This is a genomic window from Anabaena azotica SJ-1 (assembly GCF_047275885.1).
Taxonomy (GTDB): Bacteria; Cyanobacteriota; Cyanobacteriia; order Cyanobacteriales; family Nostocaceae; genus Trichormus_B; species Trichormus_B azotica_A.
This window is the reverse complement of sequence record NZ_CP178454.1, coordinates 4064120-4084713: the sequence shown is the minus strand read 5'-3', so window position 1 is coordinate 4084713 and position 20594 is coordinate 4064120. Positions and strand designations below refer to the sequence as shown.

14 protein-coding genes are annotated in these 20594 nt (G+C 37.3%); all 14 read right to left on the bottom strand.

The genetic code is table 11. From position 1 onward, the window contains the following. Window positions 1–108: 108 nt before the first annotated feature. Window positions 109–1635, bottom strand: a complete 1527-nt coding sequence (locus ACLLO5_RS17895; protein ID WP_413171830.1) for an HlyD family efflux transporter periplasmic adaptor subunit — start codon at window positions 1633–1635, stop codon at window positions 109–111. A gap of 201 nt (window positions 1636–1836) precedes the next feature. Continuing rightward, a complete protein-coding gene (locus ACLLO5_RS17890; protein ID WP_413171829.1) occupies window positions 1837–4884 on the bottom strand; it encodes an ABC transporter transmembrane domain-containing protein in 3048 nt (1015 codons plus the stop codon). Between the two features lie 17 nt (window positions 4885–4901). Next, the gene (locus ACLLO5_RS17885) at window positions 4902–5501 is read right to left on the bottom strand and encodes a helix-turn-helix domain-containing protein (RefSeq protein WP_413171828.1); all 600 of its coding nucleotides are present in this window, start codon (window positions 5499–5501) and stop codon (window positions 4902–4904) included. A 1592-nt stretch (window positions 5502–7093) separates the two neighbouring features. Continuing rightward, a complete protein-coding gene (locus ACLLO5_RS17880; RefSeq protein WP_413171827.1) occupies window positions 7094–7345 on the bottom strand; it encodes a hypothetical protein in 252 nt (83 codons plus the stop codon). A gap of 141 nt (window positions 7346–7486) precedes the next feature. Then, the gene (locus ACLLO5_RS17875) at window positions 7487–7942 is read right to left on the bottom strand and encodes a HetP family heterocyst commitment protein (RefSeq protein WP_413171826.1); all 456 of its coding nucleotides are present in this window, start codon (window positions 7940–7942) and stop codon (window positions 7487–7489) included. 219 nt (window positions 7943–8161) lie between these two features. Next, window positions 8162–8749, bottom strand: coding sequence for a hypothetical protein (locus ACLLO5_RS17870; RefSeq protein WP_413171825.1), 588 nt, complete (start codon window positions 8747–8749; stop codon window positions 8162–8164). A 1861-nt stretch (window positions 8750–10610) separates the two neighbouring features. Beyond that, complete coding sequence (locus ACLLO5_RS17865; protein ID WP_413171824.1) at window positions 10611–13022, bottom strand: GH116 family glycosyl hydrolase; 2412 nt, start codon at window positions 13020–13022, stop codon at window positions 10611–10613. A 135-nt stretch (window positions 13023–13157) separates the two neighbouring features. Next, window positions 13158–14237 carry a recombinase RecA gene (gene recA, locus ACLLO5_RS17860; protein WP_413171823.1) on the bottom strand — a complete coding sequence of 360 codons (1080 nt, stop codon included), beginning with the start codon at window positions 14235–14237 and terminating at the stop codon, window positions 13158–13160. A gap of 157 nt (window positions 14238–14394) precedes the next feature. Then, the gene (locus ACLLO5_RS17855; RefSeq protein WP_413171822.1) at window positions 14395–15570 is read right to left on the bottom strand and encodes an MFS transporter; all 1176 of its coding nucleotides are present in this window, start codon (window positions 15568–15570) and stop codon (window positions 14395–14397) included. Window positions 15571–15746: 176 nt separating this feature from the next. Continuing rightward, window positions 15747–16919 (bottom strand): molybdopterin-synthase adenylyltransferase MoeB, encoded by a 1173-nt coding sequence (gene moeB / locus ACLLO5_RS17850; RefSeq protein ID WP_413171821.1) that lies wholly within the window; start codon window positions 16917–16919, stop codon window positions 15747–15749. Between the two features lie 61 nt (window positions 16920–16980). Then, window positions 16981–17442, bottom strand: a complete 462-nt coding sequence (locus ACLLO5_RS17845; RefSeq protein ID WP_413171820.1) for a Mov34/MPN/PAD-1 family protein — start codon at window positions 17440–17442, stop codon at window positions 16981–16983. Between the two features lie 275 nt (window positions 17443–17717). Beyond that, the gene (locus ACLLO5_RS17840; protein WP_413171819.1) at window positions 17718–18521 is read right to left on the bottom strand and encodes a carbonic anhydrase; all 804 of its coding nucleotides are present in this window, start codon (window positions 18519–18521) and stop codon (window positions 17718–17720) included. A gap of 80 nt (window positions 18522–18601) precedes the next feature. Continuing rightward, entirely contained in the window at window positions 18602–19237 is a 636-nt protein-coding gene (locus ACLLO5_RS17835; protein ID WP_413171818.1) for a retron system putative HNH endonuclease, read from the bottom strand. Continuing rightward, complete coding sequence (locus ACLLO5_RS17830) at window positions 19234–20589, bottom strand: AAA family ATPase (RefSeq protein ID WP_413171817.1); 1356 nt, start codon at window positions 20587–20589, stop codon at window positions 19234–19236. Before ACLLO5_RS17830 ends, ACLLO5_RS17835 begins: the two co-directional genes overlap by 4 nt. Between the last annotated feature and the right edge of the window lie 5 nt (window positions 20590–20594).

Below are 20594 nucleotides of genomic sequence, written 5' to 3'. Positions count from 1 at the left end.
TTTTGGTTGAGAATTAATTTAAATTAACGGATGTGATGACAATCTAAATGCTCATATTCCCGACTTCTCTAAGAAATCGGGAATCCTGTTATTCATGATGTCTAATTTCTAAAGTTCTAGACCATTATTTTGTAGTTTTTTGAAAGGATCTAAGATAAAGTCAATGACTCGACGCTGACGGACAATTACTTCAGCGGTTGCTGTCTGACCTGGTGTGAGAGGAATGCGTTTGTTACCTGTTTGAATATAAGGTTGATCCAAGGCTATTTCTAACTGATATGTTTCCTGACGAGTCGGGCTATTTTCCTGAACTTTAGAATCAGGTGAAATCCAAGTTATGCGCCCTTGCGTCACACCATATTCTTGGAAAGGATAAGCATCAAATTTAATTTTGACTAGCATTCCTTCCTTCACAAAACCACTTTGCTGGCTAGGCATTTGTGCTTTCAAAATTAAAGCCGCACCTTTGGGTGCAATTTGTGCCATCATTTGTCCTGGTTGCACCACAGAACCCGGCTTTTTAATGGGTAATTCAAAAATTGTCCCATCAATAGGCGATCGCACTACTCGTTGCTGTAACTGCAACCTTAATGATGTAATCTGACTCTTAGTTTGAGCAATTTCTGATTTCAGAGAACTAACTTGTGTTTGCAAATCTTTAAGCTGTTCCTGATTTTTCAGCAATGTGAGTTTACCTGCTTGCACTACACTTTGATAACTGTTTTCCTCCTCTTGTAAACGGAATTTTGCCTGTTCAATATCTGACTGAGCTTGATTCATAATTGAATGATATCGACTTAACTCTTCCTGTAGACGCAACTCAGCTTGTTGGATATTAGCTTTAGCTTCTTCCTGTAATCTTTCGCTGTCTTCTGCTGTTTTTTCTACTTCTACAAATCTGGTTTGAGGAATTGCACCTTCCTGTAACAATAGACGATAGCGTTTAACTTCTAATAAATCTCTACTCAAGCGACTTTTGGCTAACCGATGAGCAATTTGCGTAGAATTTATGTTCTGTTTTACTTGATCAATTTGAGCAATTTTTTCCAGTTTTTGCAAATGATATGCACTTTGTTTTGCATCCAAGTTTTGCCGTGCTTGATTAAGTTGAGCCAGTTTTTCTAAACTTTGAGACTGATTTTGTTGTTCTTGAATATTAATCGCCAACAATACCTGATTTTTGAGTAATTCTAATTGTCCTTGACGATTTACTAAACCTTCTAATTTAGCTTGTATTTGTTGAATTTCGGTTCGCAAAACCTCAGAGTCTAGTTCTACTAAAACCTGTCCAGCTTTAACATTTGTACCTTCTTTCACATTGACAGCAATAACACTACCAGTAACTACACTATCTAATTTTTGGGTTGCACCTTTAGGTTCTATTCTTCCACTAGCATTTCCAGTTTCATCAACTTTAGTAAACATTGCCCAAGGTAAAGCTACTACTGTAAAACTAATCAGTAAATAGAGCATTGAGCGTGTCCAAGCTTTGGGTAAAGCATCTAATAATTCTTCTGTACCATAAAACCAGTCGCTAGTTTTACCTGCTGTTTGTGTCTCATGTAGACTGGATGAAGATTTGACCTGTCCTGAGATAAAAAGAGTAGATGATGAATTGTAAGTTGACTGTGGCATAACTAAATTTGGATTAATAATATTAGTGATTTGGAAAAACTGTTACACATGAATAATTAACCGCAGATTAACGCAGATTCATGCGGATAAAATCCCCTGATGGAATCTTGAAAATAAGTTGTAAATGAGGCATATATATTAGAGACGTTGTATGCAACGCCTCTAAGTTTGAGTTGGAAATTATCAATTTTGAATCAAAATTCAGCCTGTTGACGCTAGTTGTTGTTGATTGAGATAGTAATAATGTCCTCGCTTGAGAATTAATTCTTCATGAGTGCCACTTTCAACTAAAACGCCCCGATCTAAAACTAAAATTAGGTCAGCATTACGCACGGTGGAAAGACGATGGGCAATAATAAAACTGGTGCGTCCTTTAAGAATAGTTTTCAGATTGTTCTGAATAATGCGCTCAGATTCTGCATCCAGATGACTGGTGGCTTCATCTAATATTAAAAGGCGCGGATTTCCTAATAATGCACGAGCTATTGCTAGGCGTTGGCGTTGTCCCCCTGATAACATTCCTCCACCTTCACCAATTTGGGTTTCATAACCCATAGCCATGCGTTTAATAAACTCATCTGCACCTGCAAGTTGGGCTGCTTCAATAACTTCTTCTAGGGCAGCTTCTGGATGAGCTATGCTAATATTTTCCCGAATTGTACCGCCAAATAAAAATGTATCTTGGTCAACAACTCCTATTTGCGATCGCAACGAATGCAGAGAAATACTAGTCACATCTTGATTGTCAATTAATACTCGGCCATCTGTCGCTGGATATAAACCTAAAATCAACTTAGAAAGAGTTGTTTTTCCTGAACCACTCCGCCCTACAACTGCAACAGTTTGTTCAGGTAAAATTTCAAAACTCAGATTTTCCAGGATGTTAATATCGCTTTCAGTATGATAGCGAAAAGTTACATTATCAAAACGCAAATGACCACGTAATCTAGGTAATATTTGACGTGATTGAACTGCTAAATCTTCTTCTGGCTCTGCTTCTAAAACATCATTAATTCGTTCTGTAGAAACTATTACTTCTTGTAACTGATTCCACAAAACAATTAACCTTTGAAAAGGCTGAATAACGTTACCTAGTAACATATTAAAAGCTACTAGTTGTCCAATGGTTAACTGGTTCTGAATTACTAACCATGCTCCAAACCACAATAACCCGGTGCTGGCTATGGCTTGAATTGTAGAACTAATAATTTGCAGTTGGTTGCCAATTACTTGAACACTAAAGTTTTTCTTAGTCAAATTATTCAGCAATTCTTCCCAGCGCCATCTTACTGTTTGTTCAATAGCCATGGAGCGAATCGAAGAAATTCCTGTCAAACTTTGAATTAAGTAACTATTTTCCTTTGTAACTGCGGTAAAAACTTCACGACTAATTCGTCTTAAAAAAGGTGTGGCAAAGAGGGCGAGTAATACAAAGGGTGGTACAATTGCCAAAACCAATAAAGCCATTGGTGGACTGTACCAAAACATCAAGCCGATGTAGATAAACACTGTCAGCAAATCTAAAACAATAGATAGTGCTTCACCAGTTAAGAAACGCTGAATTTTTTGATTTTCTTGGACACGAGAGACAATATCACCAACGTAACGAGATTCAAAAAAGGACAGAGGTAAACGAAAGGTATGTTTAATAAAACCTACCATCAACGCCACACTAATTCTGTTGGCTGTGTGGTCTAGTAAATATTGTCTGAGTCCATTGATGACAACACGAAATAAGCTAAAAATGAGTAACCCAAACCCAACAGTGTTTAAAGTAATGGTGCTACCTTGAACAATTACTCTGTCTAATAATAGCTGAGTAAATAAAGGTGTCACCAATCCAAATACTTGAATTAACACTGAAGCCACAAATACTTCTAGTAGTACCTGAGAGTGAGGTTTTACTAACTCAAATAACTGCCAAAATGGTGTATTAGCTTCAGGAATTTCTTGCAGTGAATTTGTTGGTTGTAATAACAACGCATAACCAGTCCAACCGGCTTTAAATTCTCCAATAGATAGTTTACGTTGACCGATCGCAGGATCGGCGACAATTACCCGTTTTTTGGTAACCTCATAGACGACGATGTAATGTTTACCCTCCCAGTGTGCGATCGCAGGTAACGGTTGTTGTGCTAATTTATCTAAACTGGCTTTCACCGGACGAGTAGCAAAACCAATACTTTCAGCCGCCGCAGTTAAATTCCGCATAGATGCACCAGCACGGTTAACATTGGCCAGTTCTCGCAAGCGATTAATGCTAAAGTTCTTACCCCAATAACGACTAATCATCACCAAACAAGCCGCACCACAATCAGAGGCGCTTTGTTGTTCAAAAAATGGATAGCGTTTACTAACTTTACGCCACCAATTTCCAGCGGTGACAGTAGGACTAGGAAAATATTTTTGGCGTTGTTTTTGTTTTGGTTGTGATTGTTCCTGGATTGTGGTTTGGGGAAATTGAATCACATTGCGGCTTTTTGGTTTAACTTCCCGCTGAATGGGTTCTGTAATTGGCTCATTTTCTACATCAATTAACCTGCTTAATTGCGGCCAATGTTGTAGTGCTGTCGATAAATCAGCATCACGCAAAATGTATACTCTGCTGGGTTGTGTTACTTGCCACTTTCCATTATGGGGATTTACATAAATACTACCTGGTGTTAATTTTGTTCCCTGAGAATGTTGTAATTCCCCCTGACGCACTAGCAATAGTTTAGTATTTTTGGTGACTTGAGGATTGAGAGAACCAATTTCTAGATTTTGTTTTGCAAATAGAGATAATGCTGTTAGCATCTCCTCTACCGATTCATGACGTGGTGTAGCAGGGTTTTGAGACAATAACAGCAGTGTATCCCAAAGTTCTGCCTTTATGAATAAGCGATCGCTCACACCCGCCAATCTATTAATTACCTCCTGGGGAAGATAACCAACTTTTAAATTTACAGAAGCCCTCGCTACATAATTACTAAAATTCTGTTCAGGAAATAAAGTCAACTCCCCAAAGGATGAACCAGTTGTCAAAGTGGAAATTAAATTATTTCCACCATCTAATAGCCTGACTTTACCCGACAAAACCAGATAAATTCCTGGTGCTGCTGTTGTCGATATCCAAAATTGTTTGGCTATTGGTGGTTCAATAATTTCTAATGCTTGAACACAATCCTCAAGTTCTTGATTGGATAAAGAATTACCCAAAATTTGGGTAATTTGTGCTGCTAAATATGACTGAGAAAACGCTGCTGGCATTTCCTTACCTCGCAATATTAGTTATTGGTCTGAATCAAATTAAATGACCAATTGAAACTAGGTTTCGAGTTAGATTGCAAATCGCAAATCGTGATACCAGAATCCTGATTTTGAGCATTTGTTGATGGTTGGGAACTTTTGCGTTTCGTAGAAAGTCCCATTTGTTTAAGTAGACGATTAATATGGCGATCGCTAATTTCAATCCCCAACTCATTTGCTAAATGTTTACTTAACCATTGAGCCGTCCAATACCCAAAAGCATAACCATATTCACGTGGACTATGACTAACCAATTCTTTCAATCTTTCAATATATTGACTATTCACCGTCTTGGGTCTACCTATCCTTCTTTCATTCCATTTATGCGCCATACCAGCTTCAGCTATACCTATCCAATACCTCGCCATCTCCTGAGAACAGCCAATAATTTCACAAATATGAGATTGCGATTTACCCATATCTGCTAACAACATAATTTCAATCCTGCGTCGATATTCTGGTTGTAAATCAGATTGCAAATTTTTCAGCAACGCCTTACGCTGAAACGGTGTTAAAAACTTACTTTCGTGAGCATCGTAAATTTCAGAAACTTTGTTTTGATTGGAAGACGAGGACATAATTCTTACCAGTTGCTGTCTACTGTAAAATTTGGGCAAATTTTTCCCTTACATCTGTTGCTAAAATCCAGATGCACCATTAATCAATTACTATCGGACAGTAAAAATCTCAATAGCTTTCAGTTAAGGAAAAAAGAAAAAGGTTTTAATTTACCCCCCACCTTTACACCTGAAATTCCAGTATCAGCCCTTGATCAATAATTACATAAATGCAATTTAGAGCTTATTGTTAGCCCTAATTTTGAGGATCTATTTGAACACTGCAATGCAAGTTCATACAGTAGCCTCCAACATATTGAAATCGGTTGGGTTTTAATTAACCCACACTTCTGAGGTAAAACCTGTTATAAACACACATTGAAGCCTGAAAATTGCTAAGATCAGGCAAGGAATTTATCTATTTATTAACACTAGCTTAAAGCTAATATTTTCTCATCCCCAGATTGTCGTAAATCTGAAATTTTTCGGGAGAAAAAAGACAAAAAAAAGCTACAACTCCTCAGTTTTTATTTTTTGTTACTATTATTCATCCTAAAATTCTCCTACATCTTTGCCAATGATTAATATAAAGAAATAAAATCTTTATCTAATCTTTATAATAAGTTTATATTAAATTTATATTTTTATAATAACCACTTAAGATGGAAAAAATCAACAATTTAGAATTATTAATCAATTAGATTATCAGTTATTTGAAATACTATTCAATCATTTTGTGAAAGTATAAAAATAACTATTTTGTCAACATCAGATAGATAAACATCTATCTTGAGCAATAGAGATATCTTCTATTACCATCTCAAATACAATAAAAATATATCTATCTTGAGAATGAAAATCTTTAGTTATTGATATAACCCTTAAAATATAGATAAATTCAGTTAAAAAATCTAACTTTAGTTCAATTATTAAACAGCTAATATGTAGTAAGTGATAGGGACTTTGCTTTCATTGGGATACTCCCTCTATATAAAAAAAAGAAGCTGTATAAATTTCAGCTTCCAGTAACAGTTATATAAATTGCCAATTTATACAGTGAGCGTAATCCTGTTTGGGGAAAAATAGGATTATCATAATTGAGACAGAAGTGTAATAGCAATAAATTCTACCAGCCATGAAGACGGTTGCACCGTAACTTTTCTATTTCCTAGCCTACTTTTGGTGCTAAAGCTTGTAATCAAAAAATCACACCTCAAATAGCAAAATAATTTCTATCACAATCTCAAATTTGGAGGAAGCCACTACCCCAATTTTTAATTGCTGAGACCTTCCAGGAAAAAGAACCACCAATAGTTACGGCTTAGTGTCATTGGTGTAAAAATCATCTAATGCATAAAATAATGAATGTTGAAACATCCATTGTGATGTATTTTATGGTTAGACAGAATTATTCACCTTATGGGTAAAAGCGAATTTATGTGCTGTTCACTTCTTTCAGGTTGTTATATCTAATCTATAAGATGTTATGAGTATATATTTGCCATTCTGGCAGAACTTTACACCGATTCAGCAATTTAACCGGCTTGCGGTACATAGTAAATGTATTTCTATAGTTTTTAGAAAATTGCATAAAACATTGATTTTGGGAATACTCACAGGGTATTACCCACCCGACTATACCAGTACAGTGCGGCGTAAATAAACCAACTATCTAAAATAGACGAAAAGCCTACTCCATCAGATTTTTGACTTTCGTCTTGGGGGACAAAGGTAAGGGGTTTGAAGAAAAGAAAAATCTTTAACCTCAAACCAGTTACTTTTCCTCGTCCTTTGAGGGTATGGGGAAAACTGTCCTTCCCTACACCCCGTAATTCATACCCCAGACCCTTTTTTCGGTCAGCCATACTCCTGAACTTCCTATCTCAAGATGGTAGTTATAGCAACGGATAAGGAGGTTAGGACATCAAATTATAGCGTGGCGTAAGCTATTGATGAAACTCCATCCACAACAGAGTTTTACTCCAGAATTCTGACTCCTGCTATAGCTATGCTGATTTCTTCTCTCTGTGGCTACCGCGTACTTCTGCTTTTTGCTTACCCCCTACTTCCAGATAAGCGATATCTTTAATTTTGCTCAAGCAAGCAGATGCTAGATGAGTATCAGACCTTTTCTCTGTTGCTGGTTTAGCAAGTTTGAGACTTTCATTCTGTTGCGTGTTTGACCTACTCATACGAGAGTTTTCTTTGAGTAGTCGGTTATAAGTGCGGTAAGGAATGTAATGCAACGGATTGTAACCAACAAACCGCAGCATCAAAACACAAGCCCAAGAATACTTACCAGCCAGGATAGCTTCTATTACTTGGTCAAACTGTTCAGGATTGATTTTCTTCTCTAAGTTGCTACTATTGCCAGAAATGTCTTGATTCATAATGAGTATTAGTTTTATTTGAATGAAGTTGACTAGTCCAGTCGTTTTGAGTGTGATTGTGTCAAGTGCCATTTACAAACTGCAATACTAGTCCACCACACCAACTTTGATAAGTTCACAATGGGAAGACAATTTATCTTCTTTCCATGCGTACCTTGACCCACCAATTCTGGTTTGGTTGATTACTAGCTTTGAGACAGCAGTTGAATTAATTACAGGAATATATTGGTAATGGATTAGTAGTGATTGAAAAAGTAGATAACCTTTTCAACAGGCACATCCCGAAATTTCTCAAGTTCTCAGAGGTTTCCGTAACTCCCAGTGGAAAAAGCTATTTCTAAAACTGCTCTGTTGTGTTTTCTGTGTATGGATACTTTTGAGCCAAGTTTTAGTTTCCACAATGTTGGTTGCTGTCTGGGTAGTTTTCTGTATGTTGGGGAGCAGCTTTAATAAATTAATTTTCAAAGCTAAAACTCTTCGGGTTGCTTGTTCTGCTCTAGCTATAATCTCCCCAAGGGTTTGAGTCTTTGAAAAACTATGAGCTATCCCATCTGTGATTTTCGTTCTTTGGGTGTGGCTGACTTTGACAATCTTTCCTATCCACACCCAAACCACAACTATGGGAAAAAAATCTAACTTGCTCCCCCAAACTAAATACAGAAGGTTTGAAAGCACCTCAGTTTCAAAGGATGTTGACCTGTTGCTTATATTCTTAATTGCTATGTCACTACTTGTTCGTAGGACTGATAAATTTAACGTTGGTGAAAGTACGAGACTTTCATGAATAGATTGACGAGGATGTAAATCAGAGAGTTTGACCCCTAAAAGACCCCTCTGGCTTGATGTTTCGACTGCATTTGACCTGATGATTTGTTTCATGACCTGACCTGTGATTGAAAACCTGACTGTTTTTAATCAAGTCTGTGTGCTGCTTTGCTGTATTGACCCTGTTGAGCAGTTTTGTAACTTGGTGGTTTGAGTTGCTGATGAAAGACAACTACCATTGGTTACTTCTAGGCTGTAGCTTTTGCTGATTCGTGAATGAAAGGTAAAAATTTACCATCTTTCTGTAATCTAGCGGTCTTAGTAGATGCTGTTGTGTCTTTTAGAAATTACACAACCTTGAGTTGAATAGATGTTCCCTGGCTATTATTGTATAACTTGCCGCTGAGAATTAGTAAAAATTTTCAGTGAAGTCTCATAATTTTCAATTGAGCCGAGAAGATCATTCATATTGGAATCTAAATAGCTACATTCGTATTTATACTATTTTTTGTCGCTAATGTCATCTGCTAATTTTGCAGTCTTATAAGTTAAATTTACTGAATATCTCAGAATGTTCATTTGAGCGTTGTGCAACTTTGACTTTTGTCCCATTTTTGTTAAAAAAATGGGGGGTGTCACCCCTCATTTCATCTATTAAAAACCTTTTATAATCTGTAGTTTAACAGCAAACATTACTAGTAATTTAATTTCAGAAGCCTTGTAAATAAACGAGTTTAGGGATTTTTGTAAAAGCATTATTTGTTATTTTTAGAATAATTAGCTCCGAAAGTTTAGTGATTATATATTGTTATATGTTTTTCTTGGAGGTGTTATCTGAAAATCGTTTCAGCCATACCTGTTACCTATAAGTGCTAGTCATATCTGACTCATAATTACCTAAGAACAAGTTAGTGCATACAGAACCTAAGTGGTTAAGACTACTATCTTAGAATATGATATATTTAGGTTCTTGAACACATAAATTTTTACAATAAAAAACACCCATGGTGGGTGTGGTCTCTAAAAATTTAGCATATTAAACTTGTAGGCAATTATATATTTATCCAAATAAATCCAAATTAAGCGATAAAATGCACTTGTGAGTAGATTTTAAATAATTTATTTTTTTTATAAGGAGGGAAAATCTGTTATTTCGGTAAAATTACAGTTGCTATTTCAGTTTAATTAAGTGCAGGTTTCACCAGTTAATTGTTATTAGTTTTCTACTAGTAAATCTTGCAAAATTGATACTTCGGTTTATTAGACTTATTTGATTTGTTGAGTCCTGGTCTAAGAGAATTAACACTCTTTGCTTATTACTTGCTAATTAGAATTAAAGGAGTTATAATGTAATTCCCTAAAGTTAGAACTCGCTGCCAACGGTAAAGAGTGAAACGGCTTGTAAACCTGACATCATCAATCAAGACCATTTTTGCTGCTTTTGCTTTCACTACATAGACCTAGATTTGTTTTTGCTGTGGTTTTTTCTGGGTAAAAGTTTAGAAAAATCTCATTTTGGCTGTCATCTAAGCGTTTATTATCTTAAATGTTTGTCAAACCATGTTTTATGGTTGATGGAAATCTTGCTGTTTTTGGCTCTGGTAATCATGTTTCTGATTTTCCTGGGCGATGGATTGTGAGAGAAGGTGAAAAATTGCCATCTGGGATTGTAGTAATAGAGAGGGTGGTAAGAACATGAATTAAAGGGTTCTTTGCCTGAATTCTGTTTCCTGCTATGTAACAGGTCTCAATCCTTGTTTGTTGAGGCAAAAAGGGTGAAAGCCTTTACTTTGTATCCATGCCAACCTGATTGTGTGACAAGAGTCTCCTGGTTTAAATCTTTCAACTCTTACCAATTACTTATTTTTTCTAAGGATTCCGGAAATAACCGGAAAATAATATCACATTTATTAAGATAAATACTTTTCCCAAGTATCTCTTACCTATTACCAGAGATGGCGAAGATCATAAGTATTTAAATGCACATCATATAAATTGCCCAAATAGCCATTGGGCGCAAATAGGTACTAGCGCGAAAAGTCCCAACGGGGGTAATGGCTTCTGGGGTGCGAAATTGTAAACCATTGTCGTAAATTTGCCCAACAACGGCTTGGGTTAACTGCATGGCTTCTTTTTTCATCCCCATCTGCACTAGGAAGGCGGCTAAACCAAAGTTGATTCCAGTCCATACTTCTAGAGGATGGGTGGCTTTGGGGTTTTCTGGAGAACCGTCGGGACGAACGCCGTTAGCTGCACCAAATTTACCGTCATAAAACTTTACAAAACAGGCTTCATATACTGTTTGCAAGGCAGAATGAGCGTTATTAATGGGGACAATATCCGGTAAACTTAGTAAACGGGCGTAAAATTGTCCACATAATTGGTCTGCCATGACTACATCAGAACCACTTTCACTGTCTAAGCGGTAATATTGACCGTTCCAAAGCTTTTGTTGATAAATTGGTTTTGATTGTTGTAACCAAGATTGATAAATTAACTTTTGCGTGCTTATTTTCTCTGTGTTTTCTATGTCTCTGTGGTTTGTTAGAATGTCAGCGATCGCGATCGCACTTTCTAAAGCCGCTAACCACAACCCGCCACAATAAGCACTAACCCCATTTAATCGCCAATCATCAAAGGTTTGATCTGGTGCGCCAGAATTTTCTGGTATTCCATCACCATCTAAATCAAAGGTTTTCAAATAATCGAGAGTCTGTACAATTGCATCCCAACAGTCTGCCAAAAATTGTACATCATCCCCTCCTGTAAACAGAAAATCTCGGTATACTTGCAATACAAAATCGCTACCTAAATCTTTCCATAAGTTGCAATCTTGATAACAGGTGTAGTTGGTTTTTTCCCATACCCATTCATTTGGTGCGCCTAAGTCGTGGGGTGTGGCGTTAGCTACTTTGCGGGCGGCTTTTGTAGTCTCTGCCCCAATTGTATAGTAATAACCAATTACTCGCTGATGGTCATCGCTGTGGGGTATTGCCCGTGCAAAGGCGCGAATTACTGATTTTTCTAGTTCTGGGAATAAGATGAGGAGGGCAAAAGAACCATATAACCTGACATCTAAACTTTCATACCAACGGTAATCTAAACATTCTAAGACAGCAAACTGACCGATGGGATCAAGTTCTGAGGCTGCACTCCAGAGAGTTCCACCGCTGGTGAGGTCATAAAGTTCGTTAAAGAGTGCCATCTTAAACCATTCTGGCAAATCTTCCCGGTCGAGGATGGGTTTTTGCCAGTTGTGAATGTGCGATCGCCAAATTTGATATTCTTGTAGTGCGGTAGATGCGATCGCCCAAGCATTATCACCATTACGACTAAAAAAATCTGTATATCTACGATAATAATTTATTCCCGCTGCAAATTCTGTTACAGGAAAATCCCAAGCCAGAGTAAAGGGAATTTCCAAATTTTCCCCTGGTTGGAGAGTAAAACGCACAGCCAATGCTGCCCCTAACCTTGTATTTTCATCTGCGGGAGTTGCATCTGCATAATTAGGCAAAGAACCATCCTTAGAGAAGCTTTCCCAAAGATCCGCACCTGAACTAACAGGATACCAATGTGTATGATAAAATACTTCCACGCCTGGTTGTTTCAACGTAGCAATAGACCAGCTACCCTCACCTTCCTGCACCGGAAAACCAGTAGCCATGCGACCTAAAAAACAACCAAAATGTTCTGTATTTTCAACTATATAATTATAATTACCTTGACTTTCACCTAAACGCGGCTGATATTCATAAACCGGACTCCCATCATCTCGTATCTGCACATCAGGAGATTTCAACGCATTAGTAAACCAACCCACCATATTTTCCCAAGTCAGCATGATACTAAGGGTAATAGGTGCATTTGTGGGGTTATGTGCTTTCCAAACAAAAACTGCTACAGGATAACTAGTTTCTTGATAATTATTTGCCCAAATGGGGGAAAACTGTTCACAGGTTAGCTGGGTTTGCAAGACGTTTTCATAAACAAACCAGCTACGAGGGTAAAGTGCATGATAGCTGCCGGTTGCTTGATTAGTAGTTGATGCTGGATACCATTGCCAATTTTGCAGAGTCCCATCTTCCGGTGGTTGGGTAGATAAGGCATAAGCTTGAGAAGATGTACCAGTAGATTCAAATACACTAAATTGACAAGAGGGGAAGGATTTGAAGAGATGTTCACCACCGTCAATGTGCCATAGATTAAAGTCTCCCCGTGAAGAACGGCCAATACAACCTGCACCAAAACCACCCAGAGGCATTCCGTGCCATGGTCCATCATCTATATTACTAGCGTAACGGACAGTATAAGGCTTGTCCCAACCTAAACCGATGGGACGCTGCCAACTACAGGAGGGAATTTCTGGGGAGTGGTGAGTGGTCATTTTTAGGCAATAAGGAACAGGGGGCAGGGGGGCAGGGGAGCAGAGGGGCAGGGGAGAAAATTTTAGATTTTAGATTTAAGTTACTCAAAACAATCCAAAATCCAAAATTAAGAACACCCTACACCCTATTTCTAATTATTCTTCTTCTAATTCAGTCTCTTCTTCTTCCTCTTCTTCATTGACTTTAGAAACAGAGTTAGCAGAAACTACAGCGCCTTTATCCAGCTTTTCACGTACTTGTTCTTCAATTTTGGCAGCAAATTCTGTTTTTTCTTCTAAGTATTTGATCGCGTTGTCTCGACCTTGGGAGATGTTTTCACCGTTGTAGCTGTACCAAGCACCTTTACGCAGGAGGACACCGGTTTCTTCTGCTAAGTCAACTAAACAACCAAGGGTAGAAACTCCCTTACCAAAAATAATGTCAAATTCAGCGATTCTAAACGGTGGTGCTACTTTATTTTTGGCTACTTTTACTTTGACGCGATTACCAAATTCATCTGAGCCTTTTTTCAAGGTTTGAATCCGACGAATATCTAGACGCACGGAAGCGTAAAATTTCAACGCATTACCGCCAGTTGTTGTTTCTGGGCTACCGTAGGTGACACCGATTTTTTGCCGTAATTGGTTAATAAAAATTACTGTGCAACCAGATTTACCAATATTACCTGTAATTTTTCTTAAGGCTTGGCTCATTAATCGGGCTTGTAAACCAACGTGAGTATCACCCATATCGCCTTCGATTTCTGCGCGGGGTACTAGGGCGGCTACGGAGTCAATGACGACAATATCAACTGCGGCAGAACGTACTAGTTGGTCAACAATTTCTAAACCTGCTTCACCTGTGTCTGGTTGGGAAACGAGTAAATTGTCAATATCTACACCTAATGCGCCGGCGTAGGTAGGATCTAGGGCGTGTTCTGCATCAACGAAGGCAGCAATACCGCCGTTTTTTTGTACTTCTGCGATCGCATGAAGAGCTACTGTAGTTTTACCAGAACTTTCCGGCCCATAAATCTCAATTACCCGCCCTTTGGGTAAACCACCACCCAAGGCTAAATCCAAAGTCAGCGCCCCTGTGGATATAGTTTCTACACGCATCCGGGTAGCATCACCCAAACGCATGATTGCTCCTTTACCAAAGCTGCGCTCAATCTGGTTGAGTACCATCGTCAGTGCTTTTTGCTTACCAGAAGTATCTGCTGTGTTGGTTGCCATTAGAGCCTCTAAATATAGGATTTAAGGAAGTTTACGTTGGAAGTTTGATTAGAACAGATATACTATTTTAACCGGAAAATGCGCGATTGGTACTCTTGGGAAAAAAAAGGTTGAGAAGATTGTAACGCAATTGAAATTAAAAATTAGAAATTAAAAATTAAAAATCGCCCCTTTGAGGTAACAGAATACACACACCAGCCAGCAGAAATGCCAATGCACCAGCTATACAACTGACTATAACCGTTATCCCTGGGGTAAACACAGATCCAAATACACTCATTGCCAAAGAGAACCCACCAAAATAGCTACCAATACCTAAACCAGCCCAGCGAGGGGGCATTAATTCTAAGATAAATGGAATTGCCCCATTGACAATTAAACTGAAACTCGCTATTATAAGAATTATAATGGGAATCTGTGCGCGCAGGTAAGCCATTAACAGCATTGATAAAATAGTTAAAATAATACCTCCAAGCATTGCCCGACGATTACCTACTTTGGTAGCACAAAATCCAGCAGGTAAAGCTGTGACGGCAAAAGCTAAACCAATGCAAAGCATGATTGCAGTGATATCGTTTGTGTTTAATTGGGCTTTCAGGGTTTTGCCTAAAGAATCCATGAGCAAACGCGAACCCCAAGCGATGCTAAAACCTGTGAGAAAAATAAAAGATACATTTTGAAAAGGTATTTTTGGTGTTTGTAGGTTTTGTAATTCTGTTGGTGTTTCTGGAGGTTGGAAAAACCGTAGTGTAAAAGCTGCTGCTAGAAGAACAAAAGATGCGATCGCAAAAGCCCAAACTGCGCCTAAACTGAGAATAAAGGTATTAGCAACTCCACGAAAAGCCCCGACCAAACCCCCTGCTAAAGTGACAAAACTGAATGCTAAAGGTAACTCAGCTGGCATGGAATATTTTACCAACAAGGCAAAAGCTGGAGAACGAAAGACTGTCATTGCTAACGCCCAAGCTATTAAAGTTAGAGGTAAAATACCGCGTATCACCTCAGTTGGTGGCACAAAAGTAGCAACACAGGGAATAGCAATTAACAAAGTGGATGCTAAAATTACACCAAAGGAAATAAAAGGAAAGCGAGTTCCGAATTTCTGTTGATTTTGATCGGAAAGTCCCCCCATTAGTGGTTCCATCACCACAGCTAAAGCATTTTCCACAACCAGAATGATCGCTGCTAAAGATGCAGGAAAGCCAAACTGAGTCAAAAGTTGGGGTAAATAGGCATTATAAACCAACCAAGCTAAGGTAATAGCTCCCTGCAACCCTGCTAAAACCCAAACTTGAACCCATAAAACACTTGGTTGAGATTTTGAGGTAGTCATCCGATTTTGGATTTTGGATTTTAGATTTTAGATTCATCCTACAGATAAATCCGGGGACTTGTACCATGCAGGAATGATTGGTGATAGTGGTGCAGGGGAGAAATAAATTCAAAACTCAAAATCCAGAAATCTTGCCTTTTGCCTCTTTTCTGTCACCTGTCACCTGTCACCTATTATTAATACTGTGGAACAGAAGGATCTACTTCCTGACTCCAAGCATTAATTCCACCTTTGACATTTGTTCCCACAATACCTGCTTCCTTGAGGATAGCCAGAGCTTTGGCAGAACGTCCGCCCATTTTACAATGAGCAATCAAGCGGTGTCCGTTGAGTAGTTCCTTCACCTGAGTCACACCATCACCATTTTCAATATCTGGTAAAGGTACTAATACAGAACCGGGAATTTTCGCAATTTCGTACTCATGGGGGTTGCGTACATCTAACAGTAGAAAATCTTTTGCACCGCTATCTAGTAATGCCTTCAATTCCTTGACGGTCATTTCTTGAATTTCCATCTGCTGTTTCGCTTCTTCTGCTTTTGCTTGGGGAATACCACAGAATTCTTCGTAGTCTATCAATTTTTCGATGACTGGACGGATAGGGTTGGGACGCAGTTTCAACTCCCGGAATTTCATATCCAAAGCGTTGTAAAGCATCAAGCGTCCACTAAGAGTATTACCTTGACCAATAATTATTTTGACTGTTTCCGTGGCTTGGATAACGCCAATAATACCCGGTAAAATCCCTAATACACCACCTTCTGCACAGGAGGGAACCATTCCTGGTGGTGGTGGTTCTGGATACAAGTCACGATAGTTGGGACCACCTTCGTAGTTAAATACAGTTGCTTGTCCTTCAAAACGGAAGATTGAACCGTAAACGTTGGGTTTGTCTAATAATACGCAAGCGTCGTTGACTAAATAGCGTGTGGGGAAGTTATCAGTTCCATCTACGACGATATCGTAAGGACGAATGATATCTAAGGCGTTTTCGGAACTTATGCGAGTTTCGTATAAATCAACCTGACAATGGGGGTTAATTTCGTGAATACGGTTTTTCGCGGATTCAATCTTAGGTTTACCTACCCAGGATGTACCGTGAATTACTTGACGTTGCAGGTTGGAAGTATCAACCACGTCAAAATCAACAATACCGATGCGGCCAATACCTGCTGCGGCTAAATATAACAGCAATGGTGAACCTAGTCCACCTGTACCGATACACAATACACTGGCAGCTTTGAGGCGTTTTTGTCCCTCTAGTCCCACTTCTGGCAAAATTAAGTGGCGAGAGTAGCGTTCATAATCGTCTTTGGTCAACTGGATTTCATCCAGATTGGGATTGAGCATAGTAGTTAGATGAGAAGGCGAGGAGTATTAATCCTAACTAAAAACGATATCCGTTGTTAACTTAAGTCGTTAAATTTATGTCTTCAATGGTTTCTGCTTGAAACTGGTGCTTGTTGTCAAGACAAAAGCTGTGCAGTTCACCAATTTTACCATTTTGAACGGAAACTATTATATACGAGTATTCTGGCCAAGCATAGAGGCGATCGCATTCTGAAGGTATAGCGGGATAATCGGGATGGGAGTGATAGATCCCAATGATATTTAGATTGCGGTTTCTGGCTTCTCTCTGCGTTTGTAACATGATTTGGGGTGCGATCGCATATCTTCGCTTGATACTCTGTGTTTCTTCTGTAAAATTAGACGCTTCTGTATTCCAAGCGTTTTCTGTAGGTATTACTTCTACCACAGTTTTATATTCACTACCTAAGTAGCCCAGTAGTAGTCCACAACATTCGTCTGGGTAGGTTTTTTGGGCGTGGTTTTTGATAATTTGGAGATGATTTGTGTTGAGTTGAAGATGCATGAATATTTTTTATTTCAATTTCACAATCAAAAATTTTGATCCTAAGTAAGTATTCCTTAAAAATTGTCGTTATAACAAGGCAAAAGTAAAGAAGTTTTCAGGCTAATTTATATTTTTTCACATACTTTTGTTTTTTCACGTCTTCTAGTTAAGCACATATAAAAACAGTATAACAGCTTGATTTTGGTTATACAAATCTTTCAATGATTTCATCATAGATATTGTTTATAGGTTTTCTCCTATCAAATCTCAAAAAGAAATGAGAAAGGAAAAAATCAAGTTAAAAATTGAACTTTGCCAGTATCAATATCGTAAAAAGCACTAACAATTCTTAACCTATCAGCCTGAATCAAACGTTCTAAAACTGCTGAATTTTTCCGCAATTTATCTGTCTGATATTGAATATTATTAATTACTGCATTTTTATTACTATCAACATCATTTGTCTTCGTTTGGTTTTCAGAAAAGGGTGGTTCAATATTTTCAAAATCGTCACTATTATCAACACCGTCAATATTGTCAGAATTAATATTGTCAATACCGTCAATATTCTCAGGAACGGATCTAATTTGATTAAAAAATTGTCTATTGTTGATGGATTCTCGAACTGCACCACATCTTTTATGACCCAAAACAACTATTAGTTGTGTCCCTAAAGTAGCCGCAGCATACTCTAAACTACTTATAGTTTCATCACTGGCAACATTACCAGCTACACGCACAACAAATAAATCTCCTAATCCTTGATCAAAAACCATTTCCGTTGGTACGCGAGAATCAGCACAGCCTAATATTGCTGCAAAAGGATACTGTATTTTAGCAACAGATTGTAAACGTTTTTTTGATTGATTGGGATATCGACGATTTTGATTTATAAATCTTTTGTTCCCTTCTATTAATCTTCTTCTGGCTTCATTTGCACTAACTGGGTTAGGATTAGGATTAGTTTCAGGAATGGTAATTGTTTCTCGGTTAGTAACCATGCCATTACAGGCAGTAATACTCCCAATACTTAAGGTGGTTAAACCTGCAAATTTTAAGAAGTTACGACGACCTATAAATCCGTTAATTCTACTCATGAATCTTCCTGACAACTTCTATATGATTTTTAGGAAGATATCAGATTTAATAATAATGTGAGAGTACCTGATTACACGGTTTAAGGGTTATTTAATCTTTTGCTTAAATACCAAACAAGATATTGGCAGTATGGACTATATTTACCTTCGGCATCTTTGCTACTCAGTTCTTCGAGTTTCTTTTTGATAGCTTCTTGTGACCAAGTTTTGTTAGGGAATTTTTTATTTAATACTGCAATTACCGTATCGAAAGCTACTTTACGATTTTCTTTAAGAGTTTGAATATTGAGATTCAGAATAGTATCTAGTTCATAATTTATAGTTTCATCATCAGATAATATTTTTCCTTGTGAACTATACTTGATGTAATTTTCACAATTTTTATAATCTGCGGGATTAATAGTAATTTCTGTATCACCTTTTCTGGGATTACAATGCTGATTATCCTTTTTACTACCACGATTACCTGAACAAGAAGCAAGAAGATTTTTATAGGTTATTTGCAATTCTGGATATTTACTTTCTGGTTGCCAATGCTCAATTTCCATATTCTCTTCAGATATTCGTCGCATACAATAGCAACAAATATAACCTTGTTCTGCCAATAATGCCTTTTTTAAAGGTTCTTTGGGATGATACCCGTCATAATTTGCCCCATCTATTTGTCGATATTTCAGAAGACAAGGAGGTTCTGTTCCTTTAATAATGCGTTTCATTCTACCCTGTTTAAAAAGTCAATAAGTGTATGAGCTTTGACTATATCTAAATCATTTTCTCCCAATGAATCAGATAATTCTTTGAGTTGTATTTTTGCTTCTTCTAATCTACCATCATCTATTAATTCAAAGCAATTATCTATTCTTTCCTGCATTTGTGCAGGTCTTTTTTCTACACCCATAACTTCAAATAGAATTGAGTTACTGTCTCTCCCAAAAGTATGGGGTGTAAATTCTACAACTTTTGAATCTTCTAAAATAAATACGTTTTCTCGCTTTACTCCACTCAAAACTTGAGGTGAATGAGTAGTAACAATAAATTGACAGTTGGGGAATGTTCTTCTAAAGCTGGGAATGACTATTCTTTGCCATTGAGGATGTAAATGTAAATCTATTTCATCAATTAATATTATTCCTGTTCCTTTTTGTAGGAGTTCTGAAGGATCGGTAATACTAGGATTTAAAATTGCTAACCTTCTGGCGATGTCAACGACTAACATCAGTAAGGTTTTTTCACCATCGGAAAGTTGATCTAGTTTAAAGTTTTCACCATTTTTTTTGATGACTAATGAAGGTTTAATTGAACGACGAATATTACCATTGCGACTATAACTTACACGCACTATGTGTAAATCGGAAAAAACAGTATTGGGAAAACCTTCTAAAAATCTTTGTAATGCTATCCTAATAAGTTCTAAATTATAACTTCTAAAGTTGGCATTTGTTCTTAATCTAACTTCATTTTCATATTCTTCTTCTTCTTTAAACCAGTATAAAAAATCTCTAAAATCATTTATTTTCCGTGAAAATGATTCTTTATAACCATCAAATTGATTATTAATATAACTATTTTCTCGTTCATCTTTACTTAAATCTTCTAAAGATTCAGAACTTATTAATATTCGATTTGTTTGATAATAAACTAAAATTGGTAATATTGGTAAACTTGACTCAGGTAATACAGTAATATTTTCAACTATTTGTACAGCAAAATCATGTATTACCATTCGTGTGTTATGCTGTATTACTTCATACTCTGCTAATCTTTGTAAATCTTTTGTAGAAGACTTGACATTTTTCCAGATCAATTTTGTATTTGCATCAGTAAAAATACTAATATTGTTATAGGTTGTATCTGAGTTGATGTTAATATCATCTTCTGTTAAATCAAATTTAGAAAATGCTGTATTAAATAAAGATACAAATTCTGATAAAAATATAGCAACACTATCTAAAATGGATGACTTACCTGAACCATTAACACCAATGAAGACAGCTAAATCTGGAGGAAGTTTCAATTTAAGTTCTTGAAAACCTCGAAAATTCTGTAAATGTAATTCTTCAATGTGCATAGTTC